This is a genomic window from Ruegeria sp. SAZD011 (assembly GCF_059612545.1).
This window is the reverse complement of the sequence record NZ_JBXWQU010000022.1, coordinates 345898-372660: the sequence shown is the minus strand read 5'-3', so window position 1 is coordinate 372660 and position 26763 is coordinate 345898. Positions and strand designations below refer to the sequence as shown.

The window sequence follows — 26763 nt, the reverse complement described above, 5'->3', positions numbered from 1 at the left end:
AAACGCCCCCGGTTCGCCGGGGGCGTTTTCGTTTGCGCCGCGCGGATCAATTTCGCGTGTGCGGACATGGCGCGGGATGCGCCGCCGCTCTTTGCCGCATACCCTGCACCTCATGGTACGCATCGACTATTTCTACTCCGCCCATTCCGCCTATGCCTATCTCGGCGCGCAGGAGCTGTATCGCATCTGCGCCGCTCATCCCGGTACAGAGCTGGTGCATCGCCCCATCCTGCTCAGCCCGGTGGTCGAGGCGGCGGGCGGCCTGTCCTTCGCCGCGCGCAGCCAGGCGCATGTCGACTATTTCTTTGGCCGTGAAATCGAACGCTGGGCCGAATGGCGTGGGCTGCCGGTGATCGACCACCGCCCGACCTATCATGACAACCCGCTCGATCTGCCCAACGGTTTGATCATCGCCGCGCAGCGGGACGGATTGGATGTGAACGCACTGTCCTTTGCGATACTCCAGGCGCATTGGCGCGATGATGCGGATATCGCCGATCCACGATTGTTGAGCGACCTGCTGGCGCGGCTGGGACTGCCGGTCGAGTCGCTGTTGGCGGCCGCCCGATCCGCCCCGGCAATCGACGAACAGGCCGTCAATACGCAAGAGGCGATCGACCGCGCGCTGTTCGGATCACCCACCTATGTGGTCGAGGGAGATCCGTTCTATGGCCAGGACCGGCTGGAACTGGTGGCCCGCGCCCTGACGCGGCCGTTTCGGCCCGGCAATTGGCACAATCCGCCGGTTGGCTGAGCCAAGCCATGCCGCCGCTGCATGGCGGCTAGACCAAAGCACCTCTTGCTGATGCTGCGGCGCAGCACTATCTGCCAGCCATGTTCGGAATGCCCGAAAAACAGGCAGTGGGGAAGGGCCCTGCTGCATCCGTATGAGGTAAGAGAAAATGGCATATGCAACCGTGACCGCCGACCGCGCCCCCTCTGTGGTGACCCGCGTCCTGTCCGCCCTGAAATCGACCCGCGCCACCTGGGCCCGGAACGCCGCCTACAAGCGTACGTTCAACGAGCTGGACCGCCTGTCGAACCGGGAATTGGCAGATATCGGCATCCGCCGTTGCGATATCGAGGATATCGCCCGCTTTCACGTCTATGGTGCCTGATCGGCCCATCTGACGGACTGCTGCACCGCCCTCGGAAATCCGGGGGCGTTTTGCATTTCGGGGCGCTTGCATGACAGGCTTTCAGCGTCTATACGCCCCCGGTGGCCGCAAGGCCGCGAGAATCAACAAGCAAGAAATGCCGAGGTTGGCCCGTCACGCTTCGTGGGTCACATCCGGCGAAGGAGAAGCGATATGAAACTGCATGAACTCAGCGACAATCCGGGCGCAGCCAAGAAACGGATGCGCATCGGCCGTGGCCCCGGCTCGGGCAAAGGCAAGATGGGTGGCCGTGGTATCAAGGGTCAGAAATCCCGTTCGGGTGTGGCCATCAATGGCTATGAAGGCGGCCAGATGCCGCTCTATCAGCGTCTGCCCAAGCGTGGCTTCAACAAGCCCAACCGCAAGGCGTTCGCCGTGGTCAACCTGGGCCTGATCCAGAAATTCGTCGAAGCCGGCAAGCTGGACGGCGCCGCCGCCATCACCGAGGACGCGCTGGTCGCATCCGGCCTGGTGCGCCGCAAGCTGGACGGCATTCGCGTGCTGGCCAAGGGCGATTTCAACGCCAAGCTGAACATCGAAGTCACCGGCGCGTCGCAATCGGCTGTCGAGGCTGTCGAAAAGGCGGGCGGCTCGCTGAAGGTCACAAACGCTGCTGCGGCAGAGTAACGGCTTGTGAGCGGGCGCCGACCCGCTTACATAGACACCCAAGTTTTCCAAAACGCCGCCCGAGCCGGAAAACGGTTCCGGGCGGCGTTTGCATCAGAGAGACCGATACAACATGGTATCAGCAGCAGAACAAATGGCGGCCAACACCAGCTGGTCCGCCCTGGGCAAGGCCACGGACCTGCGCAATCGGATCCTGTTCACGCTGGGGCTTCTCATCGTCTATCGTCTGGGCACGTTCATTCCCGTGCCGGGCATCGACGGTGTGGCGCTGCGCGAGTTCATGGAACAGGCGGGGCAGGGCATCGGCGGCATGGTGTCGATGTTCACCGGTGGCGCGCTTGGGCGGATGGGCATCTTTGCCCTGGGCATCATGCCCTATATCTCGGCCTCGATCATCGTTCAGCTGCTGACGGCCATGGTCCCCTCGCTTGAGCAACTCAAGAAGGAGGGCGAACAGGGCCGCAAGAAGATCAACCAGTATACCCGTCTCGGCACCGTGGCCCTGGCCACCGTGCAGGCCTATGGCCTTGCGGTCTCGCTGGAATCGGGCGACCTGGCCACCGAACCGGGCATGTATTTCCGCTTTGCCACCATGATCACCCTTGTGGGTGGCACCATGTTCCTGATGTGGCTGGGCGAACAGATCACCGCGCGCGGCATCGGCAACGGCGTCTCGCTGATCATCTTTGTCGGCATCATTGCCGAGGTTCCCGCCGCGCTGGCACAGTTCTTTGCCAGCGGCCGTTCGGGCGCGATCAGCCCCGCCGTGATCATCGCCATCATCCTGATGGTGATCGCGGTCATCACATTCGTCGTGTTCATGGAACGCGCCCTGCGCAAGATCCACATCCAGTATCCCCGCCGTCAGGTGGGCATGAAGGTCTATGACGGCGGCTCCAGCCACCTGCCGGTCAAGGTCAACCCCGCAGGCGTGATCCCGGCGATCTTCGCAAGCTCACTGCTGCTTTTGCCGGTGACCATCTCGACCTTCTCCTCGGGCGCGGCCAACGGGCCGGTGATGTCCTGGCTCTTGGCGAATTTCGGCCCCGGACAGCCGCTCTATCTGCTGTTCTTCGTGTCGATGATCGTGTTCTTTGCCTATTTCTACACCTTCAACGTCTCGTTCAAACCCGATGACGTGGCGCAGAACCTCAAGAACCAGAACGGCTTTGTTCCCGGTATCCGTCCGGGCAAGAAGACCGCCGAATATCTGGAATACGTGGTCAACCGCGTGCTGGTGCTGGGCTCGGCCTATCTGGCCGCCGTCTGCCTGCTGCCCGAGATCATGCGCGGCCAGTTCAACGTGCCGTTCTATTTCGGCGGCACCTCGGTGCTGATCATTGTTTCGGTGACCATGGACACGATTCAACAGGTCCAGAGCCATCTGCTGGCACACCAGTACGAAGGTCTGATCGAAAAATCGCAGCTTCGCGGCAAGAATCGCAAGCGTACGAACAGGAAGGGACCGGCGCGTCGATGAACATCATTCTGTTGGGACCCCCGGGTGCGGGCAAAGGCACCCAGGCACGGCATCTGGTCGAAACACGTGGCATGATCCAGCTGTCGACCGGTGACATGCTGCGCGAGGCGCGCACGTCTGGCACCGAAATGGGCCAGAAGGTCGCTGCCATCATGGATGCGGGCAAGCTGGTCACCGACGAGATCGTCATCGGCCTGATCGAGGAACAGCTGACCACCAAGAAAGGGGCCGGTTTCATCTTCGACGGGTTCCCCCGCACCCTGGCCCAGGCCGACGCGCTGGCCGCGTTGCTGGCCAAGCACGGCCAGTCGCTGCATACCGTGATCGAGATGCGCGTCGATGACGAGGCGCTGGTCAGCCGCATCACCGCCCGCTCGACCTGCGGCGGCTGTGGCGAGGTCTATAACGACATCACCAAACCGATCCCGGCCGATGGCAAGTGCAGCAATTGCGGCAGCACCGAGTTCAACCGCCGCGCCGACGACAACGAGGACAGCCTGCGTACCCGGCTGATGGAATATTACAAGAAAACGTCACCTTTGATCGGCTATTACTATGCCACGGGCGACCTGCGCCCGGTCAACGGGCTCGCCGATATCAAGGAAGTCACCGCCTCGATCGAAGCCATTCTGGGCTGACATTGGGTAGGGGCTTGACGGCCCCTTCAAAAGCCCATATCGACCACCATCCCCTCGGGGAATCAACCGCGCGGACGGGATTCGTTCCATTTGCGCAAGACCACCTCAAATAATGCTGGATCTACTGGCGACACTGCCATGGTCAAGCGTTGTGAAAAAAGGTTCTGGCGCTACGGAACCGCAACGAAAAGGAAAGTGACACGTGGCACGTATTGCCGGCGTAAACATCCCGACTGCCAAACGGGTACCCATCGCCCTCACCTATATCACCGGTATCGGCAACACCACGGCGAAAGCCATCTGCGAAGCCGTGGGCATCGACGCGACCCGTCGCGTGAACGAGCTGAGCGATGCCGAGGTTCTGGCCATCCGCGAGCATATCGACGCCAACTACAGCGTCGAAGGCGACCTGCGCCGTGAAGTTCAGATGAACATCAAGCGCCTGATGGACCTGGGCTGCTATCGCGGTCTGCGTCACCGCCGCAACCTGCCGGTTCGCGGTCAGCGGACCCATACCAACGCTCGTACCCGCAAAGGCCCCGCAAAGGCCATTGCCGGCAAGAAGAAATAAGGGGGCGTTGAGATATGGCACGCGATAAGACCCGCACCACGAAGAAAAAAGAACGCAAGAATATCGCATCGGGCGTGGCCCATGTGAACTCGACGTTCAACAACACCAAGATCCTGATCTCGGATGTGCAAGGCAACGCCATCTCGTGGTCGTCGGCTGGCACGATGGGCTTCAAGGGATCGCGGAAATCGACCCCCTACGCCGCTCAGCTGGCTGCCGAAGATGCCGGCCGCAAGGCGCAGGATCATGGCGTCAAGACGCTGGAAGTCGAAGTTCAGGGCCCCGGTTCGGGCCGTGAATCGGCTCTGCGCGCTCTGGCTGCCGTGGGCTTCAACATCACGTCGATCCGCGACGTGACCCCGATCGCCCACAACGGCTGCCGCCCGCCGAAGCGCCGCCGCGTCTAAGCGACCCAGGAATTACGCTGGGGCCGTGTCTGGTACACGGCCCCAGCACGCCGTTTGAAACCTCGGGCGTTTGCATCTTGCTGGACATGGGGTGCGAACAGGAATGGAGGGATTACATGATCCACAAGAACTGGGCAGAACTGATCAAGCCGACCCAGCTTGAGGTCAAGCCGGGCAATGATCCGGCACGCCAGGCGACCGTGATCGCCGAACCGCTGGAGCGCGGTTTTGGTCTGACGCTGGGCAACGCGCTGCGCCGCATCCTGATGAGCTCGCTGCAAGGCGCGGCCATCACCAGCGTGCAGATCGACAACGTCCTGCACGAGTTTTCGAGCGTCGCCGGTGTGCGCGAAGACGTCACCGACATCATCCTCAACCTCAAGCAGGTCTCGCTGCGCATGGATGTCGAAGGGCCCAAGCGCCTGTCGATCAATGCCAAGGGCCCGGCTGTCGTCACCGCCGGTGACATCAGCGAAAGCGCCGGTATCGAGATCCTGAACCGCGACCACGTGATCTGTCACCTGGACGATGGTGCCGACCTGTTCATGGAACTGACCGTGAATACCGGCAAGGGCTATGTCTCGGCCGACAAGAACCGCCCCGAAGACGCGCCCATCGGCCTGATTCCGATCGACGCGATCTATTCGCCGGTCAAGAAGGTCGCCTATGACGTGCAGCCCACCCGCGAGGGCCAGGTGCTGGATTATGACAAGCTGACCATGAAGATCGAAACCGACGGTTCGATCTCGCCGGACGATGCCGTGGCCTATGCCGCGCGTATCCTTCAGGACCAGCTGTCGATCTTCGTCAACTTCGACGAGCCGGAATCGGCTGGCCGCCAGGACGACGATGACGGTCTGGAGTTCAACCCGCTTCTGCTCAAGAAAGTGGATGAGCTGGAACTGTCGGTGCGTTCGGCCAACTGCCTCAAGAACGACAACATCGTCTATATCGGCGACCTGATCCAGAAGACCGAAGCCGAGATGCTGCGCACCCCGAACTTCGGTCGCAAGTCGCTGAACGAGATCAAGGAAGTGCTGTCGGGCATGGGCCTGCACCTGGGCATGGATGTCGAGGACTGGCCGCCGGACAACATCGAGGATCTGGCCAAGAAGTTCGAAGACGCGTTCTGAGAACAAGGGGCGGGCGAACAGCCCGCCCTGCCAATGCCCGGAGCTGCCGGGGAATATCAGGGCCAATGCCCCAAGGAGAGCCGGTGACACGCATCGCCGGTCGGACAAAGCAAAACGCAAGTTAGGAGATAGAAAATGCGTCACGCACGTGGTTACCGCCGCCTCAACCGCACCCACGAACACCGCAAGGCCCTGTTTGCCAACATGGCGGGCTCGCTGATCGAGCACGAACAGATCAAGACCACCCTGCCCAAGGCCAAGGAACTGCGCCCGATCGTCGAAAAGCTGATCACGCTGGGCAAGCGCGGTGACCTGCACGCGCGCCGTCAGGCCGCAGCACAGCTGAAAGAGGACAAGGACGTCGCCAAGCTGTTCGACGTTCTGGCAGAGCGTTACAAGGATCGTCAGGGCGGTTATGTCCGCATCCTGAAGGCCGGCTTCCGTTATGGCGACATGGCGCCGATGGCGATCATCGAATTCGTCAATCGCGACGTCGATGCCAAAGGTGCCGCAGACAAGGCCCGTCTGGCCGAAGAAGAGGCAGTCGCCGAAGAATAAGCATTCCGGGACATGTCCCGATTGCGCCCCGCCCGGACAACCGGGCGGGGTTTTTCGTTTCCGGCGTGTGTTGCCCCGGCTTGACTGCGCTTCTACCGTGAAAGCATGACCAACTCTGTTGCTGCGGGTTATTCGGGTCGACCGCTGGTGGCCAAACTGGGGTTCAAGCCCGGCTGGATCGTCCGCGCCGTCAACGCGCCACCCCACTACGCCGACCTGATGGCCGAGGCGGTGGATATCGTCTTTGACCCCGGCGCCCGCGATGCCGATGCGGCGCATCTTTTCCTGCACGGTCCGGAACCGGTGGCCGAGGCCGTCGCGACCGAGATCGCCCATTTGCGGCTAGGCGGCATTTTGTGGCTGTCCTGGGCCAAGACGTCCTCGCCCCGACATGCGGGCATCACCGAGGATCTGTTGCGTGCCGAGGTGCTGCCGCTGGGTTGGGTCGATGTGAAGGTCTGCGCCATTGATGCGGACTGGTCCGGGCTGAAATTCCTGCGCCGCCGGGGCTGAGCGCGCGGCTTGCATTTGCCGCCCATGCCCCGCATATCGCAGGGGACTGCAAATGGAGGTCCCATGATCCGCGCCATCCTGCTTTGTCTGCCGCTTGTCCTGGCCGCGCCGGTTCAGGCGGAAACCCGGGTGCCGACCTCGCAGGCCGAGATCGGGTTGGGCTTTGCCCCGGTGGTCAAGAAAGCAGCCCCCGCCGTGGTCAACATCTATGCCCGCATCATCACCGCCGGGCGGCAAAGCCCGATCTTTGACGATCCCTTCTTTCGCGATTTCTTTCGCGGCTTCGGGACGCCGCAGCCGCGGGTTCAGAACTCGCTCGGCTCGGGCGTGATCCTGTCGGATGACGGCTATGTCGTGTCCAATTACCACGTGGTCGGCATGGCCTCGGAGATCCGGGTGGTCACCACCGACCGGCGCGAGTTCACCGCGCAGGTGGTGCTGGGCGACGAGGAGAGCGATATCGCCATCCTGCGCCTGGACGAGGCGCGCGATCTGCCGTCCCTGGCGCTGCGCGACAGCGATCATGTCGAGGTGGGCGAACTGGCGCTGGCCATTGGCAACCCGTTTGGCGTGGGCCAGACCGTCAGCAGCGGCATCGTCTCCGGCCTTGCACGGTCGGGCGCGGCCACCGGCAACGGGCGCGGCTATTTCATCCAGACCGATGCGCCGATCAATCCGGGCAATTCGGGCGGGGCGCTGATCGACGTGAATGGCGATCTGATCGGCATCAATACCTCGATCCTCAGCCGGTCGGGCGGCTCGAACGGGATCGGCTTTGCCATCCCCGCCAATCTGGTGGCCGAATTCCTGCGTCAGGCCCGGCAGGGCAACAGCAGTTTTGCCCAGCCCTGGGCCGGGATCGCGGGTCAGCCGATGACCGCCGACATTGCCGACTCGCTGGGGCTGGGCCTGCCCGAGGGGGTGGTGATCTCGGACCTGCATCCCGACAGCCCGCTGGCGCGGGCGGGCTTTGCCGTGGGCGATGTGGTGACCGAGGTCGATGGACAGGCGGTCAACTCTCCGGCCGAGATGAAGTTCCGCATGTCGGTGGCCGGGATCGGTGGCGAGGCGCGGATGACCCGGCTGCGGCAGGGACAGCGCGAGACCCTGACAGTGGCCCTGATCGAGGCGCCCGATACGCCCCCCGCGCAGGAAACCACGCTGACGGATCGTACCGCACTGCCCGGCCTGACCGTGGCCCGGCTGAACCCGGCCGTGATCGCGCGCCTTGGCCTGCCGTTGTCGGCGCGAGGGGTCGTGGTGCTTGACCCCGGCCCCTATGGCGCGCGGGCGGGGTTGCGACCGGGTGACGTGCTGGGCGCGATCAATGGCGACGCGGTTGAAACCCCGCGCGATGTGGAGCGGGCGCTGAGTGAGACCGGGCGCCGGGTGCAGATCGACCTGCAACGGCGGGGCCAATGGGTCTCGCTGCGGTTCCGGCTCTGAGCGATGGCGGACCTGTTCGATACCGGCGCCAAACCGACGCCTGAGCGTGAGCCGCCCCGGCCCCTGGCCGACCGGTTGCGGCCGCAGAGCCTGTCCGAGGTGATCGGGCAGCAGCAGGTTCTGGGGCCAGAGGCGCCGCTGGGTGTCATGCTGGCCTCGGGTTCGTTGTCGAGCCTCGTGTTCTGGGGGCCGCCGGGGGTGGGCAAGACCACCATCGCCCGCCTGCTAGCGCAAGAGACCGACCTGCATTTCGTGCAGATCAGCGCGATCTTCACCGGGGTGCCCGATCTGAAGAAAGTGTTCGAGGCCGCGCGCATCCGGCGGGGCAACGGGCAGGGCACGCTGTTGTTCGTCGACGAGATCCACCGCTTCAACAAGGCGCAGCAGGATGGGTTCCTGCCCCATATGGAGGATGGCACCATCCTGCTGGTGGGGGCCACGACCGAAAACCCGTCGTTCGAGCTGAACGCCGCGCTCTTGAGCCGCGCTCAGGTGTTGGTGCTGGAACGGCTGAGTGCCGAGGATCTGGAGCTTCTGACGGCTCGGGCCGAGCGCGAGTTGGACCGCGAATTGCCGCTGACCCCCGAGGCGCGGTTGGCGCTGCAGGAAATGGCCGATGGCGACGGGCGCGCGCTGCTCAACCTGATCGAGCAGGTGGCGGCGTGGAAAGTGGCGGCGCCGCTCGACCGCGAGGCGCTGGCGGCACGGCTGATGCGGCGGGCCACCAAATACGACAAGAGCGGGGATGAGCATTACAACCTGATCTCGGCGCTGCACAAATCGGTGCGCGGCTCGGACCCGGACGCGGCGCTGTACTGGCTGGCGCGGATGCTGACGGGGGGTGAGGACCCGCGTTACCTGGCACGTCGGATCACCCGGATGGCGGTCGAGGATATCGGGCTGGCCGACCCACAGGCGCAGTCGATCTGCCTGCATGCCTGGGAGGTATACGAGCGACTGGGCAGCCCCGAGGGCGAGCTGGCACTGGCGCAGGCGATTGTCTATCTGGCGCTGGCCCCGAAATCGAACGGGGCCTATGTGGGCTACAAGGCGGCGATGCGGCTGGCCAAGCAATCGGGTTCGGCGCCGCCACCCAAACATATCCTCAACGCGCCCACCGGGTTGATGAAGGATCAGGGCTATGGGGCGGGCTATGCCTATGACCATGACGCCGAGGACGGGTTTTCCGGCCAGAACTACTTTCCCGACGGGATGGAGCGGCCGGCGCTCTATCAGCCGGTTGAGCGCGGCTTTGAGCGCGAGTTGAAAAAGCGGCTCGATTATTTCGCCCGTCTGCGGGCGCAGCGCGAACAGGGATAGGGCGGGCAGTCCGCGGCCGCCCCACCCACCCGCCCGCGCCCGCGGACTGCCCTTGGTCCCTTGACTCTCGGGCGCGTGCGGGTGAGAGACGGCGATGTTTTCTTACGATCTTCAACGAGGGGTGCAGCGGGCCGGAAACCGCCCCGCGCACGGGTTGCTGGCATGAGCGGCGTACAGATGATCACCGTGGGTGAGGGGGACGGCGACCAGCGGCTTGACCGCTGGTTTCGCCGGATGTTCCCGCATGTGGGGCAGGGGCGCATCGAGAAGATGTGCCGCAAGGGCGAGTTGCGCGTCGACGGCGCGCGGGCCAAGCCCGCGACCCGGCTCGAGGTTGGTCAGCAGGTCCGTATCCCGCCGCTGCCCGCACCCGGCGAACGCCCTGAGCCGGTGAAATCGCGCGTCTCGGATGCCGATGCAAAGATGATCCGCGCCTGTGTGCTGCATCGCGACGATGATATCATTGTGCTGAACAAGCCCGCCGGGCTGGCGGTGCAGGGGGGTAGCGGCCAGACCCGCCATGTGGATGGCCTGTCCGAGGCGCTGCGCTTTGGCAATGACGAGAACCCGCGCCTGGTGCACCGGCTGGACAAGGACACCTCGGGTGTTCTGGTGCTAGCCCGCACGCGCGAGGCGGCGGCGCGTCTGACCGCCGCCTTTCGCCACCGCAACACGCGCAAGATCTATTGGGCGCTGGTGGCCGGGGTGCCGACGCCCTATCTGGGCGAGATCAAGACCGGTCTGGTCAAAGCCGGTGGGCATGGCGCCCGGGGCGAGGGCGAGAAGATGAACGTGGTGCATCTGAGCGAGATCGACGACACGCCCGGCGCCAAGCGGGCCCATACCTATTACGCCACGCTCTATCGGGTGGCGGGGCGGGCGTCCTGGGTGGCGATGGAGCCGGTCACCGGCCGCACCCACCAGCTGCGCGCGCATATGGCCGGGATCGGGCATCCGATCATCGGCGACGGCAAATATGGCGGCTCGGGGCAAGAGAACCTGGGCGATGGATGGGGCGCGCAACTGGGCGGTATCATCAGCAAGAAACTGCATCTTCATGCACGGCGGCTGAGCTTCGAGCACCCCTCGACCCGCAAGCAGGTCAGCTTTACCGCGCCCTTGCCAGATCACATGCGCGAGAGCTGGGACACGTTCGGTTGGACCGAGGATCTGGCGGCGGAGGATCCGTTCGAGGAGCTGATGTGAGCCAGCCGCTGCACCTGATCCTCTTCGATGTGGACGGGACGCTGGTCGACAGTCAGGCGGCCATCGTCGGGTCGATGACAGCCGCATTCGACGCATTGTCGCTGCCGGTTCCCGTGCGTGCCGATATCCTGTCGATTGTCGGGCTGTCCCTGCCGCAGGCGATGGCGCGGCTGGCACCGGGGCAGAGCGAGACCAATCAGGCGCGGTTGGTCGAGGCCTACAAGCAATCCTATCACGCGAACCGGCTGGCGCTGGGTGAGGCGCATTCGCCGCTCTATCCCGGTGCGCGCGAGATGCTGGAACAGTTGCATGCCGTGCCACATTACCTGCTGGGCGTGGCGACGGGCAAATCCAAGCGCGGGCTTGATGCCTTGATCGAGGTGCATGGGCTGGAATGCATCTTTGTCACCCGGCAGGTGGCCGATCATCACCCGTCGAAACCGCATCCGTCGATGATCGAGACCGCATTGGCCGAAACCGGGACGGCGCCGGGGCGCGCTGTGATGATCGGCGATACCTCGTATGACATGGAGATGGCGGCCGCGGCCGGGGTCGCGGGGATCGGGGTCAGCTGGGGCTATCACCCGCCCCATGCGCTGGACCGGGCCAGCTGTATCATCGACGACTTTACGCAGTTGCCCCCGGCACTGACACAGATCTGGATGTGAAAGATATGAGCGACTGGAAACCGAAACGCTTCTGGAAACAGGCGGCCGTGGCAGAAATGGCCGAGGGCTATACGGTGGAACTGGATGGTCGCCAGGTGCGCACCCCGGCCAAGGAGCCGCTGCTGCTGCCGACACTGGCTTTGGCCGAGGCGATTGCCGCGGAATGGGACGCTCAGGAGAAAGAGGTCGATCCGACCAGCATGCCCTATACCCGCACTGCCAACGCGGCCATCGACAAGGTGCGCATTCAGCATGGTGAAGTGGCCTACATGCTGGCGGCCTATGGCGATTCGGATCTGTTGTGTTATCGGGCGGATAGCCCTGCCGAATTGACGGAACGACAGGCGCTTTCCTGGGATCCGGTGCTGGATTGGGCCGCGGAAACCCTGGGCGCGCGTTTGCTGCCGATTCAGGGAGTCATGCACCAGCCACAACCCTCGGGTGCGCTCGATACACTGACACGACGGGTGCATGCACTGAACCCGTTTCAGCTGGCGGCCTTTCACGATCTGGTCAGCTTGTCCGGTTCGCTGGTGCTTGGCTTTGCTGCGGCGCTGAATTGGCGCGAAGCTGACGAAATCTGGCAGATTTCACGCCTCGACGAGACCTGGCAAGAGGAACAATGGGGTCCCGATGAAGAAGCGCGCGCGCTGGCCGCGCTGAAACGCGTGGCCTTTCTGCATGCCAAGGCGGTCTACGATATCTCGACATGAGACCGAATCCGTCAGACTGACGAAAACCTCAACGGATATGGGGCGGAAAGCGACATAGAAGCCTTGACCTTTGTCGGATATTGCGCCCAAACTCCTGCCCATCGAAGGGTTAACCCCTTCGCGATCCGCTCCGGCGCCAACGTGTGCCGGTCGAACCGCCCCGGGACAGGGGTGGAAAATCAGGAAGAGGTAAAAATGAAGAAATCCGTATTTTTGGGCGCTCTCACGGTCGCCGGGATGGCCGCTGGCGTTGCTGCGGCGGGCACCATGGACGACGTCAAGGCGCGCGGCAAGCTGAACTGCGGTGTGACCACCGGTCTTGTTGGCTTTGCAGCACCGGATTCGAATGGGGAGTGGAAAGGTTTTGACGTGGCCCTGTGCCGTGCCGTTGCTGCGGCCGTGCTGGGCGACGGCAACGCGGTTGAATTCGTGCCGACCACCGGCAAGACCCGTTTCACCGCGCTGGCATCGGGCGAAGTCGACATGCTTGCCCGCAACACCACCTGGACCTTCTCGCGCGATGTGGACCTGAAGTTCGAATTCGTCGGCGTGAACTACTATGACGGTCAGGGCTTCATGGTTCCGAAATCGCTGGGCGTCAGCTCGGCAAAGGAACTCGATGGCGCCACCGTCTGCATCCAGACCGGCACCACCACCGAGCTGAACCTCGCGGATTTCTTCCGCGCCAACAACATCAGCTACGAGCCGGTTCCGATCGAAACCAACGCCGAAGCGCAGCAGCAGTATCTGGCCGGCGCCTGTGACGTGTACACCACCGACGCATCGGGTCTGGCTGCAACTCGCGCCACCTTCGAGAACCCTGGCGACCACGTTCTGCTGCCCGAAATCATCTCGAAAGAGCCGCTCGGCCCGCTGGTTCGCCATGGCGACCACGAGTGGGGCGATGTGGTCCGCTGGACCCTGAACGCGCTGGTCTCGGCTGAAGAGATGGGCATCACCTCGGCCAATATCGACGAAATGTCGGCCGGCACCAACAACCCGGAAATCAACCGTATCCTGGGCACCGAAGGTACCCTGGGCGAGATGCTGGGTCTGGACGCCGAGTGGGCCAAGCGCGCCATCAAGGTGGGCGGCAACTATGGTGAAGTGTTTGCCCAGAACATCGGTGAAAGCACCCCGATCGGTCTGGCACGCGGCCTGAACGCACAGTGGACCGACGGCGGCCTGCTGTACTCGCCGCCGTTCCGTTAACAAAACAGCGAAGGGGCGCAGGGCAACCTGCGCCCTTTTTGCATCCATGAATACAAAGTGCCTGGCTGGTGGGAGCGGGGGAGAAACCTCGCCGGAGAGAGACAAGCCAGGACCTCACGGGGATATACATAGGTCATGACGACTCTCACTGACCCGCCGAAGGAGCAGTTCCGGCTGTCCATGCTCCTTTATGACACGCGGTACCGGTCGGCCACCATCCAGGTCATTGCGATGATATGCTTCATGCTGATGGCAGCTTGGCTCATAAGCAATACCGCGCAAAACCTGGCCGCCTTGGGCAAGCCCATTGATTTCGGATTTTTCAGCGAACCGGCCAGCTATGACATCAACCAGCGGCTGTTGGATTATTCCTCGCGCGACACGCACCTGCGGGCGGCCTTCATCGGTCTGCTTAACACGCTGGTCGTGGCGGTATTGGGCTGTATCACCGCCACCGTTCTGGGTGTGATCATCGGTGTGCTGCGCCTATCCAACAACTGGATCGTCGCGCGGCTGATGACGATTTATGTCGAAGGGTTCCGCAACGTTCCGGTCCTGCTGTGGATCGTGTTCATCATGGCGATCCTGATCGAGACCCTGCCGGCGCCACGGGCGTTCCGGGGCGACAATGCCACTGCCAGCATGATGCTTGGCGACAGCGTGGCCGTGACCAATCGCGGCGTCTATATCCCCGAAGCGCTGTTTTCCAACAGTCTGGGCAATATCCACCTGTTCGGCGAAAGCAGCCTGCGGTTTGACATCAGCCTCGACCTGATGCTGATCCTGATCGTGCTCGGCGGTGGCCTGTGGGTGGCGAACTTCCTGCGCAAGCGGGCGGACCGCATCCAGGAACAGACGGGCGACCGTCCGGTGACCTGGTGGCAGCGTCTGGCCGTGGTGGTGATCCCGACCGGGCTGGTGCTGGTGCTGCTGGGCTTCCATTTTGGCTATCCCGAGCTCAAGGGCTTCAACTTCCAGGGCGGTACCCATTTGCGGAACTCGCTGATCGCGCTCTGGCTGGCACTGTCACTTTATACCGCCGCCTTCATCGCCGAGATCGTGCGCGCCGGTATCCTGGCCATCTCGAAGGGTCAGACCGAGGCCGCCTCGGCCCTGGGCCTGCGCTCGAACAAGATCATGTCGCTGGTGATCCTGCCGCAGGCGTTGCGGGTGATCATTCCGCCGCTGATCTCGAACTATCTCAACCTCACCAAGAACTCGTCGCTGGCGATCGCCGTGGGTTACATGGATATCACCGGCACGCTGGGCGGTATCACCATGAACCAGACCGGGCGCGAGCTGGAGACGATCCTGCTCTTGATGCTGGTGTACCTGACCATCTCGCTGTCCATTTCGGCGGTGATGAACTGGTACAATGAATCCGTCAAACTGAAGGAGCGTTGAGATGTCTGACATCGGATTTGTCCGCACCGAAATGCTCCCAGAGCGCGAACCGCCGGCCTCGACCGTCGGCGCGCTGGGCTGGGCACGCGCCAACCTGTTCTCGAACTGGTTCAACAGCATTCTGACACTGGCGTCACTCTACGCGATTTATGCGATCCTTGCGGCGATCTTGCCTTGGGTATTCTCGCCCACTTGGAACGGGACCTCGCTCAACAACTGCCGCGAGATCCTGACCGCCGCCGGTTCGGTTGGGGATCACGGCACCTCGGGTGCCTGCTGGGGCGTCATTCGCGAGCGCTGGATCCAGCTCTTGTTCGGGTTCTACCCGTCCGAGCTGTATTGGCGCCCGATCCTCGCCTTTGTCCTGCTGGCCGTGGCCCTGGCCCCGGTCCTGTTCGCGGACAAGGTGCCGTCCAAGATGCTGATCTTCTCGGGTCTCTATCCGTTCATCTTCCCCTGGCTTCTGTGGGGCGGCACCATCTGGGGGCCGGTCGCGGCGCTGGGTGGCTTTGTCATTGGCTGGGTGGTCTATTCGGCGCTCAGCAAGACGATGAGCAGCCTGATGGGCATTCTTCTCGGCGCTGCGGCGGCGTTGGTCTGGTGGCTTGTTCTGTCCGGCTATTTTGTCGGCGCGCTGGATTCCATCCTGCCGATCGGCATCGAGGCGGTCGAAAGCCGCAAGTTCGGTGGCTTCATGCTGTCGATCACCATCGGCGTCGTCGCCATTGCCTGTTCGTTGCCGCTGGGCATCGTTCTGGCGCTGGGCCGTCAGTCGGACCTGATGATCGTCAAATACATCTGCGTGGGCTTTATCGAGTTCATTCGGGGTGTGCCGCTGATCACGCTGCTGTTCGTGGCCTCGACCCTGCTGAACATCTTCATGCCGCCCGGCACGAATTTCGACATCATCCTGCGGGTGCTGATCATGGTGACGCTGTTCGCCGCGGCCTATATGGCCGAGGTGATCCGCGGCGGTCTGGCCGCGCTGCCCAAGGGCCAGTATGAGGGGGCGGATTCGCTTGGCCTCAACTACTGGCAGGCGCAGCGCTTGATCATCATGCCACAGGCGCTCAAGATCTCGATCCCGGGTATCGTGTCGACCTTCATCGGGGTGTTCAAGGACACCACGCTGGTCTCGATCATCGGGCTTCTCGATCCGCTGGGTCTGTCGAACGCCATTCGTGCGGACGCCAACTGGAACGGCGTCGTCTGGGAACTCTACGGCTTCATCGCCCTGCTGTTCTTTGTCTTCTGCTTCGGCATGTCCCGCTACTCCATGTATCTGGAGCGCAAGCTCCACACTGGCCATCGTTAAGGAGGGCCCAATGTCTGAACTCGCAATCGATCGTGAAATCGACCGTTCGAAAATGCAGGTGAGCGACGAGGTCGCCATCGAAATCACCAACATGAACAAGTGGTACGGGGCCTTCCACGTGCTGCGCGACATCAACCTGACCGTCAATCAGGGGGAACGGATCGTCATTGCCGGGCCTTCGGGCTCGGGCAAGTCGACCCTGATCCGCTGCCTGAACGCGCTGGAGGAACACCAGCAGGGCAAGATCGTGGTGGATGGGACCGAGCTGTCGAACGACCTCAAGAACATCGACAAGATCCGGTCCGAGGTCGGGATGGTGTTCCAGCACTTCAACCTGTTCCCGCATCTGACCATTCTGGAGAACTGCACGCTGGCCCCGATCTGGGTGCGCAAGACGCCCCGGAAAGAGGCCGAGGAAACCGCGATGCATTTCCTGGAAAAGGTCAAGATCCCCGAACAGGCCCTGAAGTATCCGGGTCAGCTTTCGGGCGGCCAGCAGCAGCGCGTGGCGATCGCGCGTTCGCTGTGCATGCGGCCGCGCATCATGCTGTTCGACGAACCGACCTCGGCGCTGGACCCCGAGATGATCAAGGAAGTGCTCGACACCATGATCGAGCTGGCCGAGGAAGGCATGACCATGCTCTGCGTGACGCACGAGATGGGCTTTGCCCGTCAGGTCGCCAACCGCGTCATCTTCATGGATGCGGGCCAGATCGTGGAACAGAACGAGCCGGAAGAGTTCTTCAACAACCCGCAGAGCGAGCGGACCAAGCTGTTCCTGAGCCAGATCCTGGGCCACTGAACAGGGCCTGGAACGACACGGAAAGGGCGGGGATTTCCCCGCCCTTTTTCAATCCGTCAGCTCTCGTGGAACGATGAAATCCAGCACCTCGCCCTGATGCCAGCCGATCTGCGCCCAATCGTCGGTGGCAAATTCTATCACGGTGGTGGCGCCGGTCGGATAGTCGAAGAAGCGGGCATGGGCGGGTGCCTCATCGACGATCTGGCCTGCGAACTCGGCGATACCGGGGTTGTGCCCCAGCAACAGCACCACCCGTCCGCTGGCCTGTCTGAGGCTGGAAAGGAGTTGCTCTGGCGCGGCGAGATAGAGCGCGCGGGTGAATTCGGGTTCACAGCCGCCCAGCCCCATCTCGGTCCAGGTCTCGCGGGTGCGGACGGCGTCCGAACTGATCACCTGATCCGGCAGATAGCCATGCTGGCGCAGCCAGGCCCCGATCGCCTGCGCCGACCGCCTGCCACGCTTGTTGAGAGTGCGGTCGTGGTCGCCAAGTCTGATATCGTCCCAGGCGGATTTGGCGTGGCGGGTCAGGATCAGAATGCGGGTCATCTGCGCAAAAAAGCCTTCATGTGCAATGCGGACTGCGCCGGATCACGCGCCGCGCCCACGCTGAGCGGGCAGGCGAGTCGGGCGGCACAGCCTGACCCCATACAAGCAGACCCAGCGGCGGTGTCCAGATATCCGCGGCAGGCATCGACATCATAGGCGTGATCTGCCGTAAGCGCACCAACCGGGCAGGCCCGGGTACAGGGCGCGGCACAGCTGTCGCAGGGTGATGGGGCGTTGCCCACAGGCAGGTCGATCCGCTCTGGCAGCAGCAGCGCACCGCGCAGCGAGATCATCAGACCGACCTGGTCATGCACCATCATGCCAACCGGGCTGGTATGAAACCGGCCCGAGGCCAATGCCCAGGCGATGAAGGGCGGATAGGGCGGCCCGTCCGAGGGGTAGGCGGTCTGGGCACCCAGATCGACGGCCATCACCCCGATCACCCGTTTTGACCAGCGGTCGACCGGGTCACGCTGGCCATCGGCATATTCAGGCGCCGCGCTGAAGACGGACCAGAAGCCGGGACCGGTGCCAAGCAGAACGACAGTGCCTGCCTGATCGGCCGGATTGAGCGCCCCCATGACAATCAGGGCCGAGGCGGCGGCCTCTGCCGTAATCCGCTCCAGCGTCATCGGCGGCGAAACGGCAGCAGCAGGCTCCATCCCAGCCGCGCGGGCCGGTCGTCCTGCCATGCCAGCCCGATGGTCATCTGGTCATGGCCCTTGGCGGGTTGTGCAACATAGGTTCCCATCATCCGGTCCCAGATCGACAAGGCAAAGCCGTAATTGCTGTCATGTTCCTCGCGCAGCACCGAATGGTGCACCCGGTGCATGTCGGGGGTCACCAGAACCTTGCGCAACACCGCGTCGAGCGCAAGCGGCAAGCGAAGGTTCGAGTGATTGAACAGCGCGGTGCCGTTCAACAGGATCTCGAACAGGACCACCGCCAGCGCCGAAGGACCCAGCAGATAGACAAGGCCGATCTTGAGCAGCATCGACAGCGCGATTTCTACCGGATGAAAGCGGATCGCGGTGCTGACGTCGATATCGGTATCCGCATGATGCACCCGGTGTAGCCGCCAGAGCAGCGGTATCTTGTGAGTGACCAGGTGCTGGCCCCAGATGGCAAAATCGAGGATCAGCACGGCCAGCAGCGCCTCGACCCAACCGGGCCAAGCCAGATGGTTGAACAGGCCCCAGCCCTGTGCGGTGGCGTCCAGCGCCGCGCCCACCGCCAGCAGCGGCAAGCCTACCGCAAGGGCCCGCAGGGTCACGGTATTCAGCACCGATATCGTCAGGTTGGTCAGCCAGCGTCGCGGGCGCCGCGGATGAATCCTCCGGCGCGGGGCCAGCCGCTCGGCAAGTGCGAACAGGACAAAAAGGCCGACAAACACCGTCAGCCGGATCAGGCTTTCGTTTTCCATTCATTCACAATTCGGCATGTAAATGAAATAGGCAAGCCTGTCAGACTGACGATTGCGTCAGTCGCGGCGGATCAGCGAACCCGCGCCATGCTCGGTATAAAGCTCCAGCAGCACCGCGTTGGGTGCGCGGCCGTCCAGGATGACAACAGCGCGCACACCCTTTTCAAGCGCATCCAGCGCGGTTTCCGTCTTAGGGATCATTCCGCCCGCGATAGTGCCATCGGCCACCATCTCGCGGATTTGCGCTGCTTTCAGCTCCGTCAACACTTCGCCCGCGCCGTTCTTGACACCGGATACATCGGTCAGCAGCAAGAGCCGATCAGCCTTGAGGGCGCCAGCAATCGCACCGGCGGCGGTATCGCCGTTGATGTTGAACGTCTCGCCATTCCGGCCCGCGCCCAGGGGCGCAATCACCGGGATGATGTCATGGGCAAACAGGTTGCGCAGCAGGTCGGGATTCATCTCGGCCGGGGTGCCGACAAAGCCCAGATCGGGATCGGTCTGATCGCAGACCATCAGGTTGGCGTCCTTTCCGGACAGGCCCACCGCCTTGCCGCCCTGGCGGTTGATCGCCTGCACGATCCGCTTGTTGACCACGCCGGACAGCACCATTTCGACCACTTCGACCGTGGCGGCATCGGTGACCCGCTTGCCGTTCAAAAAGTCGGACTGGATGCCCAGCTTGTCCAGCATGGCGTTGATCATCGGCCCGCCGCCATGCACCACGACCGGGTTCACACCCACCTGCCGCAACAACACGACATCTCGCGCAAAGCTCTCCATGCCTTCGTCGCTGCCCATGGCGTGGCCGCCCAGCTTGATGACAACGATCGCATCATCATAGCGTTGAAGATACGGCAAGGCCGCGTTCAGCGTGGCAGCTGTGGCAATCCAGTCGCGATTCATGTCTCGTGTCTTCATGGCAAGGGTTCCTTTGGGGCCTTGTGTTAGGGGTTTTGCGCCCCTCTGCCAAGGGGCGTTGCCAAGATGCCGCGCTGTGATAGGCTCCGCCCGAAATCAGACGCGAGGCCGGATCATGACGCGCAAGACCCTTGTCCTGACAGGTGCCAGCCGGGGAATAGGCCACGCAACCGTGCGCCGATTCGTGGCCGAAGGCTGGCGGGTCATCACCTGTTCGCGCGAGCCGGTACCGCCAGGCTGCCCGTGGAGCAGCGGCGAGAATAACCATGTCCAGATCGACCTGAGCGACCCGCAGGCCACCATCGCCGGGGCCGAGACCATCCGGGCCAAGCTGGACGGGCGGCTGGATGCGTTGGTGAACAATGCCGGCATCTCGCCCAAGGGCCCCAATGGCGAACGACTGAGCACGCTCAGCACCGATCTGTCCGATTGGGGTCATGTGTTCCACGTCAACTTCTTTGCCCCCGTGGTGCTGGCCCGCTCGCTCAAAGACGAGCTGGCCGCAGCCAAGGGGTCGGTGGTCAACGTGACCTCGATCGCCGGTTCACGGGTGCATCCGTTCGCCGGGGCGGCCTATGCCACCTCCAAGGCGGCGCTGGCGGCGTTGACGCGCGAGATGGCGCATGATTTCGGGCCTTTGGGCGTTCGGGTGAACGCGATTGCTCCGGGTGAGGTCGAAACCTCGATCCTCAGCCCCGGCACCGACAAGATCGTCGAAAAGCTGCCGTTGCAACGGCTGGGTCAGCCCAGCGAGGTGGCCGCCGCGATCTATTTCCTCTGCTCGCAGGAAAGCTCTTACATCTCGGGGACCGAGATCGAGGTGAACGGCGCGCAGCACGTTTGACCTCGCCCCCACCTACTCGAGATGGGCGATGATGGACCTGAGTGTCGCGATACCGTCACCTTTTTCCGACGAGGTGAGGACGATTTCAGGATAGGCGGCCGGGTGCTTGGCCAGCGCCGCGCGCACCTGCGCAAGCACCTTGTCGCGCTCGGCGGCCTTGACCTTGTCGGCCTTGGTCAGCACGCATTGAAAGGTCACGGCACTGGTGTCGAGCAGCTTCATGATCTCGTCATCGACGGCCTTGACCCCATGGCGGGCGTCGATCAGCACAAAGGCGCGGCGCAGGGTCTGGCGACCGCTGAGATACTGTTTCAGCAGTTTTTGCCATTTCTCGACCACTTTCAGCGGCGCATTGGCATAGCCATAGCCCGGCAGGTCGACCAGATAGAGCTCGGGTCCCTGGGTGAAGAAGTTGATTTCCTGAGTGCGGCCCGGCGTGTTCGAGGCGCGTGCCAGCCCCTTGGTGCCGGTCAGCGCGTTGATCAGGCTGGATTTGCCCACGTTCGAGCGGCCGGCGAAGCAGACCTCGACCCGGTCGGCGGGGGGCAGGCCGGACATCGCCACCACGCCCTTGACGAATTCGGACGGGCCGGCGAACAGCTTGCGCCCCGTTTCAGTTGCGAACGCGTCGGGCTCTTCGGCAATGGGAAAGGGCAGGGCGGTCATAGCGGGCGCACCTCGTCTCCAAGGCGGATGGTGCCGCCGCGGATCACTTCGGCCCGGACGCTGAAATCACGATGACCCCAGTGATCGAGAGCGCCCAGCGTGTCGGCATCGCGAATCCCGGTTTCGGGATTGGTGGTGGTCGCGGCGCAGCGGTCGGTGCGTTCGCGCACGGCGAACACCACCTCGCCGATCTGCACCTCGCGGTCGAGCCAGTCGAACTCCTCCCACAAGGGCAAGCCGTCGAACCAGATATTGCCGCGCCAGCGTAGTGGCGACAGAGGATGCCCGATCCGCTGTTCCACTGCCCGGTGCGAAGCCATGTTGCACAGCGTCACCGAGGGGAAATCGCTATCGGTCATGCCGCGTCCGGGTACCCGGATGATTCGGGCCGATTGGGTCCGATCCTGTGGCATCAAGGGTTTCACCCATTCAAGGAAGCGGTCGGCCTCGGTCTCGGGGGCGAACTCCAGTTCGGGGCGTTTGGGATGGCGCAGGGTGACACGCTCGCCGTTGAGCGTGGCAGTGATCGCCATCAGCTCGGGCACCTTGGACACCCGGCTGAAATGACCGCAATGCACCCATTCGGACCCGTCCGCCTGGGACATCTCATGCGCCACCGCCCAAACACGATCCCCGGGCATGGTCTGCCCGGGGTTGAGGGTGACGCTGTCCAGCGCCTCGCGGCCATGGCTCTTGATCGGATGCCGCCAGAGCCCGGTGACCGTACCGGTCATTTCTTGTCTGCCTTGGGCTTGCGGGCAAAGCCGGACTTGATGTTGCCGAACACGTCCGGTTTGTACCCGTGGCTGCGCATGATGATGTACTGCTGGGTAAAGGTGATCGTGTTGTTCGCGATCCAGTAAACCACCAGGCCGCTGGCAAAGCTGCCCAGCATGAACATGAACACCCAGGGCATCCAGGCAAAGATCATCGCCTGGGTCGGGTCGGTGGGCGCCGGATTAAGCTTCTGTTGCAGCCACATCGAGATGCCCAATAGCAGCGGCAGGATGCCGATGAGGATGGTTGCCGCCAGCGAGCCCGGCTCGGGCCCGGCCCAGGGCAGCCAGCCGAAGAAGTTCATGATCGAGGTCGGGTCCGGCATGCTGAGATCGCGGAACGGGCCGAACCACGGCGCCTGGCGCAATTCGATGGTGACAAAGATCACCTTGTAGAGCGAGAAGAAGATCGGGATTTGCAGCAGGATCGGCAGACAGCCCGCGGCCGGGTTCACCTTTTCCTTCTTGTAAAGCTCCATCATGCCCTGCTGCATCTTCTGGCGGTCGTCGCCGGCCGCCTCTTTCAGGGCCTCCATCTGCGGCTGAAGCTCTTTCATCTTGGCCATCGAGACATAGGATTTAAGAGCCAGCGGGAAAACGATCGCCTTGATGATCAGGGTCAGGCCGATGATCGACCAGCCCATGTTGCCGATCAGCCCGTTGAGCTGGTGCAGCAGCCAGAAGATCGGCTTGGTCAGGAAGAAGAACCAGCCCCAGTCGATACTGTCGAGGAACTTCTGCACACCGTCCTTCTGATAGGCGCGAATGCTTTCCCATTCCTTTGCGCCTGCGAACAGGCGGGTGGTTACCTCGGCGCTTTCGCCCGGTGCGACGGTCATGGTCGGCAGGACGGTTTCGGCCTGATAAATTTTGCGCCGGGCGTCATATTTGGCAGCCGATTTGAAGGCGCCGCCCGATCCGGGGATCAGGGTCGCCATCCAATAGTGATCGGTGAACCCGATCCAGCCGTCGGATTTGTTCTGGAATACTTCGGCCTGTGCGCCCTCGTTCGGGTCGATGTCGAACTTGCGCACATCCTTGTAGTCGATTTCCGACAGGGTGCCGTCATTCATGGCGACGACACCCTCATGCAGGATGAAGAAGTTCTTAAGCCCCGGCAGGTCGGCATCCTCGCCAACACCGTGACGGGCCAGGATGCCATAGGGCGCGGCGCCGATCGGAGCCGCAGAGCTGTTCTCGACCGACTGGGTGACGGTGAACATGTAATCCTCGTCCACCGCCAGGGTGCGGCGGAAGGTGACGCCGCTGCCATTGGACCAGCGCAGCGTCACCGGGCTGCCCACGCTCAGGGTTTCTCCGGATTCAAGCGACCATTCGGTCAGCGGGCCAGGCACGTCGGCGGCGTTCAGGCCGGTGCCGGGCGCCCAGCCATAAAGCGCGTAATAGGCCGAGGTCGACCCGGCTGGGGTCAGCATCTCGACGATCTCGGCATCCTCATCGAGTGAGACGCGATAATCCTTCAGCGAAAGCTCGTCGATCCGACCACCGAGCAGGGACACGCTGCCCTTCAGGCGCGGGGTGTCGATCTGAACCCGCGGCGCTTCGGCGTCGGTCGGCGCATTGCTGTCGAGCAGGGGAACCTCGCCCGAGCCGGTTTGGGTCGTGGCGGCAGTGGGGGCCTGCACGGCGGTGCCGTCGGTGGTTGCGATCTCGGTCGCGGGCGCCTCGGTCTGTTCCGGTGGCGGGAACAGGATGAACCAGACCAGGATCACCAGAAAGCTGAGCGCTGTTGCGAGGATGAGATTCTTGTTCTGATCGTCCATCGGGGACAGCCACCTTGTGCAGTGAAAGACCACGCAGGGTTCAACAGAGTGATGGCACAAAGGTCAAGCGGAATCGGCCCTAGGGCGGAGCGGAAACGCTCCGGTGTCGGTGGTTCGCGTGGGTTCAGCCGGTTTCGCGCCCGATCCTCGGGGCATCCTGCAGTTTCGCGTCGTGATGCGCGATCCAATCGAGGGTCTGGTCGAAAGGCATCGGTTTGCCGATCCCGAAGCCCTGAACATGGTCGCAACCCAACTGCGCCAGCAGCGCATGTTCGCCGACGGTTTCCACCCCTTCGGCCAGGGTTTCCAGTTCCAGCCGCTCGGCCATGGTCAGGATTGCCGCGATCATGCGCTGTTGCTCGGGGTCGCGGTCCGCCTTCATCACAAAGGACCGGTCGATCTTGATGCGCGAGATGTCGAAGCGGCGGATCGACGCGATCGAGGCATGGCCCGTACCGAAATCGTCAAGGTCGATGCGGCAGCCAAGCTTGCCCAGCCCTGCGATGTTACGGGTGATCACGTCATCGGGTGTGTTCGAGAACACTGTCTCCAGGATTTCCACCGACAGCCGGTCCGGGGTCAGGTCAAACCGGTCAAGCTCCCACTGCACCCGTTCGACAAGACCCGGATTTCGCAACTCGTCCGAGGCGAAGTTGACACCGACCCGCGGAACATCGACCCCCGCGCTGTCCCAGGCCTTGATCGCTGTCAGGGCGTGATACAGCATCACTTGCCCCAGACGCTCCATCAGCCCGGCCTCTTCGATCACTGGCAGAAAAACGTTTGGCGTCATAAGGCCGCGCGCGGGGTGGTTCCAGCGCGCCAGCGCCTCGAACCCGGTGACCTTGCCGGTGTCGGTCGAGATCTGCGGCTGGTACCAGGGCTGAATCTGCCCGTTTTCCAGCGCTGCCTGTACCTCATCGCGCAACTCGGATGCACCGCCCGGCTTGCGCTCCATGTCCGGGGCATAGGCGCGGATGGAGGAGGGGCCGGCGCCCTGCGCCGCAGCCAGGGCCACATTCGCGGCATCGAGCCAGTCGCTGGCGCTGTGTCCGGGGGCCCGGCGGTTCTGACAGAAGCCGATCGAGCAGGACACATAGACGGCCACCCCATTGAGAGAGATCGGGTCCTCTACCGCGCTCTGCATCCGGCCCGCGAGTTGGATACACAGCTCCAGGTCCAGTTGCGGCACCGGCGCCAGGCAGACGGCAAACCGTTTGTCACCCAAGCGCGCCACCACATCGTTGTTGCGTAGCGAAGCCAGAATTCGTTCGCCGCTGCGTTGGGCGACAAGGTCGCCTGCTGTCTGTCCGTGATGGTCCACCAGTTCGGCGTAATCGTCGAGTTCAATGAGAAAACAGGCCGATTTCCGGTCGGTCTCGGCCGCCATCGCGTGAATATGGGTCGCGGCGCTTTCGAATCCGTCCCGAAGCATCAGACCGGTCACGCTGTCACGCGGCACCTGATAGGTTGCGGGCCATTTGCCGAAGGCCCCGGCAAAGGCGAACATCAAAGGCAGGCCCAGAGACGCCAGCAACAGGGCAATTTCGCCCCCCAGCCAGAACGCCCCGAGAGTGATTGCCGGCAAGAAAGCCAGAATCGGCGGGCCTGTAAGCACCGGCACGATTGCATGTCGAATTCGGGTCAGGGACGGTTTTATCCGCATCGGGTCTACTGGCCTTTCGCAAGGCGCAACGCGCGCCTTGTTGGACCGTAGGAAACCAGTCTGAGTCAGACGTTAACGCAGCAGCGGAATTTCCCCAAAATTTTCGCCTTTTTCACGGGAACCCAACTCAAGTCCCTGAAAATCGAAGAGTTTCGGGTCCAGCAAATGCGACGGACGCGCATTCATCAGCGCCCGGAACATCACCTGGCGCCGGCCGGGACGATTCTTCTCCCAGCCATCGAGGATCTGTTTGACCTGCTGACGTTGCAACCCGTCCTGGCTGCCGCACAGGTCGCAGGGGATGATCGGATAATTCATCGCGCGCGCGAATTTCTCGCAATCGGCCTCGGCCACATGGGCGAGCGGGCGGAAGACGAACAGATCACCCTCTTCGTTGACCAGCTTGGGCGGCATCGTCGCCAGACGCCCGCCGTGAAACAGGTTCATGAAGAAGGTTTCAAGGATATCGTCGCGGTGATGACCCAGAACCACCGCCGAACAGCCCTCTTCGCGCGCGATCCGATAGAGATTGCCGCGCCTGAGCCGCGAGCAGAGCGCGCAATAGGTGCGCCCCTCGGGCACCTTGTCGACAACAACCGAATAGGTGTCCTGATACTCGATCCGGTTGGGCACACCCATGCGGTCGAGGAACTCGGGCAACACGGTCGAGGGGAAGCCGGGCTGGCCCTGATCCAGGTTGCAGGCCAGCAGGTCAACCGGCAGCAGGCCACGCCATTTCAGTTCATAGAGAACCGCCAGAAGCGTATAGCTGTCCTTGCCCCCTGACAGGCAGACCAGCCATTTCGGCGTGCTGCCATCGGCACGGCGCTCGACCATGCCATATTGCTCGATCGCCTCGCGCGTGTAGCGCACGATGCGTTTGCGCAGCTTCTTGAACTCGGTCGTCGCGGGGGCGCCGGCAAAAAGCGGGTGGATGTCTTCGTTCTCGTCCAGCATGGGCGGGCCT

At 63.1% G+C, this 26763-nt stretch carries 29 protein-coding genes; 20 read left to right on the top strand and 9 right to left on the bottom strand.

Going from position 1 to position 26763, the window contains the following annotated elements; all coding sequences use genetic code 11:
* Positions 1–76 precede the first annotated feature (76 nt).
* From AC2FLM_RS10430 to AC2FLM_RS10340, 19 genes are all read left to right on the top strand, one after another.
* Positions 77–754, top strand: coding sequence for a 2-hydroxychromene-2-carboxylate isomerase (locus tag AC2FLM_RS10430; protein ID WP_496857742.1), 678 nt, complete (start codon positions 77–79; stop codon positions 752–754).
* A 148-nt stretch (positions 755–902) separates the two neighbouring features.
* A complete protein-coding gene (locus AC2FLM_RS10425; RefSeq protein WP_234140513.1) occupies positions 903–1118 on the top strand; it encodes a DUF1127 domain-containing protein in 216 nt (71 codons plus the stop codon).
* 192 nt (positions 1119–1310) lie between these two features.
* Positions 1311–1784, top strand: coding sequence for a 50S ribosomal protein L15 (gene rplO / locus AC2FLM_RS10420; protein ID WP_496857740.1), 474 nt, complete (start codon positions 1311–1313; stop codon positions 1782–1784).
* A gap of 112 nt (positions 1785–1896) precedes the next feature.
* Positions 1897–3264, top strand: a complete 1368-nt coding sequence (gene secY, locus AC2FLM_RS10415; protein ID WP_011046265.1) for a preprotein translocase subunit SecY — start codon at positions 1897–1899, stop codon at positions 3262–3264.
* Positions 3261–3902, top strand: a complete 642-nt coding sequence (locus AC2FLM_RS10410) for an adenylate kinase (RefSeq protein WP_496857738.1) — start codon at positions 3261–3263, stop codon at positions 3900–3902. Before secY ends, AC2FLM_RS10410 begins: the two co-directional genes overlap by 4 nt.
* 202 nt (positions 3903–4104) lie before the next feature.
* The gene (rpsM, locus tag AC2FLM_RS10405; protein WP_234140526.1) at positions 4105–4473 is read left to right on the top strand and encodes a 30S ribosomal protein S13; all 369 of its coding nucleotides are present in this window, start codon (positions 4105–4107) and stop codon (positions 4471–4473) included.
* A gap of 14 nt (positions 4474–4487) precedes the next feature.
* A complete protein-coding gene (gene rpsK / locus AC2FLM_RS10400; RefSeq protein WP_011046269.1) occupies positions 4488–4880 on the top strand; it encodes a 30S ribosomal protein S11 in 393 nt (130 codons plus the stop codon).
* A 116-nt stretch (positions 4881–4996) separates the two neighbouring features.
* On the top strand, positions 4997–6013 hold the full coding sequence (locus tag AC2FLM_RS10395; protein WP_234140529.1) for a DNA-directed RNA polymerase subunit alpha: 1017 nt from the start codon (positions 4997–4999) through the stop codon (positions 6011–6013).
* A 135-nt stretch (positions 6014–6148) separates the two neighbouring features.
* Complete coding sequence (rplQ, locus tag AC2FLM_RS10390) at positions 6149–6571, top strand: 50S ribosomal protein L17 (protein ID WP_496857736.1); 423 nt, start codon at positions 6149–6151, stop codon at positions 6569–6571.
* Positions 6572–6676: 105 nt separating this feature from the next.
* Complete coding sequence (locus tag AC2FLM_RS10385) at positions 6677–7084, top strand: hypothetical protein (protein WP_496857734.1); 408 nt, start codon at positions 6677–6679, stop codon at positions 7082–7084.
* A 63-nt stretch (positions 7085–7147) separates the two neighbouring features.
* Positions 7148–8530 carry a trypsin-like peptidase domain-containing protein gene (locus AC2FLM_RS10380; protein WP_496857732.1) on the top strand — a complete coding sequence of 461 codons (1383 nt, stop codon included), beginning with the start codon at positions 7148–7150 and terminating at the stop codon, positions 8528–8530.
* 3 nt (positions 8531–8533) lie between these two features.
* The gene (locus AC2FLM_RS10375) at positions 8534–9850 is read left to right on the top strand and encodes a replication-associated recombination protein A (protein WP_496857730.1); all 1317 of its coding nucleotides are present in this window, start codon (positions 8534–8536) and stop codon (positions 9848–9850) included.
* 162 nt (positions 9851–10012) lie between these two features.
* Positions 10013–11056 carry an RluA family pseudouridine synthase gene (locus AC2FLM_RS10370; protein WP_234171935.1) on the top strand — a complete coding sequence of 348 codons (1044 nt, stop codon included), beginning with the start codon at positions 10013–10015 and terminating at the stop codon, positions 11054–11056.
* Positions 11053–11724, top strand: a complete 672-nt coding sequence (locus tag AC2FLM_RS10365) for an HAD-IA family hydrolase (RefSeq protein WP_496857728.1) — start codon at positions 11053–11055, stop codon at positions 11722–11724. Before AC2FLM_RS10370 ends, AC2FLM_RS10365 begins: the two co-directional genes overlap by 4 nt.
* Positions 11725–11729: 5 nt before the next feature.
* Positions 11730–12437: an ATP12 family chaperone protein gene (locus tag AC2FLM_RS10360; protein ID WP_496857726.1), complete on the top strand. Its 708-nt coding sequence runs from the start codon at positions 11730–11732 to the stop codon at positions 12435–12437.
* A gap of 195 nt (positions 12438–12632) precedes the next feature.
* Positions 12633–13649 carry an amino acid ABC transporter substrate-binding protein gene (locus AC2FLM_RS10355; protein WP_234140545.1) on the top strand — a complete coding sequence of 339 codons (1017 nt, stop codon included), beginning with the start codon at positions 12633–12635 and terminating at the stop codon, positions 13647–13649.
* 135 nt (positions 13650–13784) lie between these two features.
* Complete coding sequence (locus AC2FLM_RS10350) at positions 13785–15053, top strand: amino acid ABC transporter permease (protein WP_234219528.1); 1269 nt, start codon at positions 13785–13787, stop codon at positions 15051–15053.
* Between the two features lies 1 nt (position 15054).
* Positions 15055–16368 carry an amino acid ABC transporter permease gene (locus AC2FLM_RS10345; RefSeq protein WP_496825519.1) on the top strand — a complete coding sequence of 438 codons (1314 nt, stop codon included), beginning with the start codon at positions 15055–15057 and terminating at the stop codon, positions 16366–16368.
* Positions 16369–16378: 10 nt separating this feature from the next.
* Positions 16379–17170: an amino acid ABC transporter ATP-binding protein gene (locus AC2FLM_RS10340; RefSeq protein WP_275671098.1), complete on the top strand. Its 792-nt coding sequence runs from the start codon at positions 16379–16381 to the stop codon at positions 17168–17170.
* Positions 17171–17218: 48 nt separating this feature from the next.
* Here the strand turns inward: AC2FLM_RS10340 and AC2FLM_RS10335 are convergent, their stop codons facing one another.
* From AC2FLM_RS10335 to argB, 4 genes are read right to left on the bottom strand one after another with little or no spacing between them, the layout of a single operon-like run.
* Positions 17219–17716, bottom strand: coding sequence for a SixA phosphatase family protein (locus tag AC2FLM_RS10335; protein ID WP_496857724.1), 498 nt, complete (start codon positions 17714–17716; stop codon positions 17219–17221).
* The gene (locus AC2FLM_RS10330) at positions 17713–18378 is read right to left on the bottom strand and encodes a 4Fe-4S dicluster domain-containing protein (protein WP_234219523.1); all 666 of its coding nucleotides are present in this window, start codon (positions 18376–18378) and stop codon (positions 17713–17715) included. Before AC2FLM_RS10330 ends, AC2FLM_RS10335 begins: the two co-directional genes overlap by 4 nt.
* On the bottom strand, positions 18345–19139 hold the full coding sequence (locus AC2FLM_RS10325; RefSeq protein WP_234167379.1) for a sterol desaturase family protein: 795 nt from the start codon (positions 19137–19139) through the stop codon (positions 18345–18347). The genes AC2FLM_RS10330 and AC2FLM_RS10325 overlap by 34 nt, the downstream gene beginning before the upstream one ends.
* A 57-nt stretch (positions 19140–19196) precedes the next feature.
* Positions 19197–20060 (bottom strand): acetylglutamate kinase, encoded by an 864-nt coding sequence (gene argB / locus AC2FLM_RS10320; protein WP_496857721.1) that lies wholly within the window; start codon positions 20058–20060, stop codon positions 19197–19199.
* 115 nt (positions 20061–20175) lie between these two features.
* Here argB and AC2FLM_RS10315 point away from each other — a divergent pair, with 115 nt between their 5' ends.
* Positions 20176–20904, top strand: coding sequence for an SDR family NAD(P)-dependent oxidoreductase (locus AC2FLM_RS10315; RefSeq protein WP_234140558.1), 729 nt, complete (start codon positions 20176–20178; stop codon positions 20902–20904).
* Positions 20905–20916: 12 nt separating this feature from the next.
* Here the strand turns inward: AC2FLM_RS10315 and yihA are convergent, their stop codons facing one another.
* The 5 genes from yihA to ttcA form a co-directional block, all read right to left on the bottom strand.
* Complete coding sequence (gene yihA, locus AC2FLM_RS10310) at positions 20917–21570, bottom strand: ribosome biogenesis GTP-binding protein YihA/YsxC (RefSeq protein ID WP_234184396.1); 654 nt, start codon at positions 21568–21570, stop codon at positions 20917–20919.
* Positions 21567–22304, bottom strand: coding sequence for an MOSC domain-containing protein (locus AC2FLM_RS10305; protein ID WP_496857718.1), 738 nt, complete (start codon positions 22302–22304; stop codon positions 21567–21569). The genes yihA and AC2FLM_RS10305 overlap by 4 nt, the downstream gene beginning before the upstream one ends.
* Positions 22301–24130, bottom strand: coding sequence for a membrane protein insertase YidC (gene yidC, locus AC2FLM_RS10300; protein ID WP_496857716.1), 1830 nt, complete (start codon positions 24128–24130; stop codon positions 22301–22303). The genes AC2FLM_RS10305 and yidC overlap by 4 nt, the downstream gene beginning before the upstream one ends.
* Positions 24131–24254: 124 nt before the next feature.
* Complete coding sequence (locus AC2FLM_RS10295; RefSeq protein ID WP_496857714.1) at positions 24255–25796, bottom strand: putative bifunctional diguanylate cyclase/phosphodiesterase; 1542 nt, start codon at positions 25794–25796, stop codon at positions 24255–24257.
* Between the two features lie 72 nt (positions 25797–25868).
* Complete coding sequence (ttcA, locus tag AC2FLM_RS10290; protein ID WP_234140569.1) at positions 25869–26753, bottom strand: tRNA 2-thiocytidine(32) synthetase TtcA; 885 nt, start codon at positions 26751–26753, stop codon at positions 25869–25871.
* Between the last annotated feature and the right edge of the window lie 10 nt (positions 26754–26763).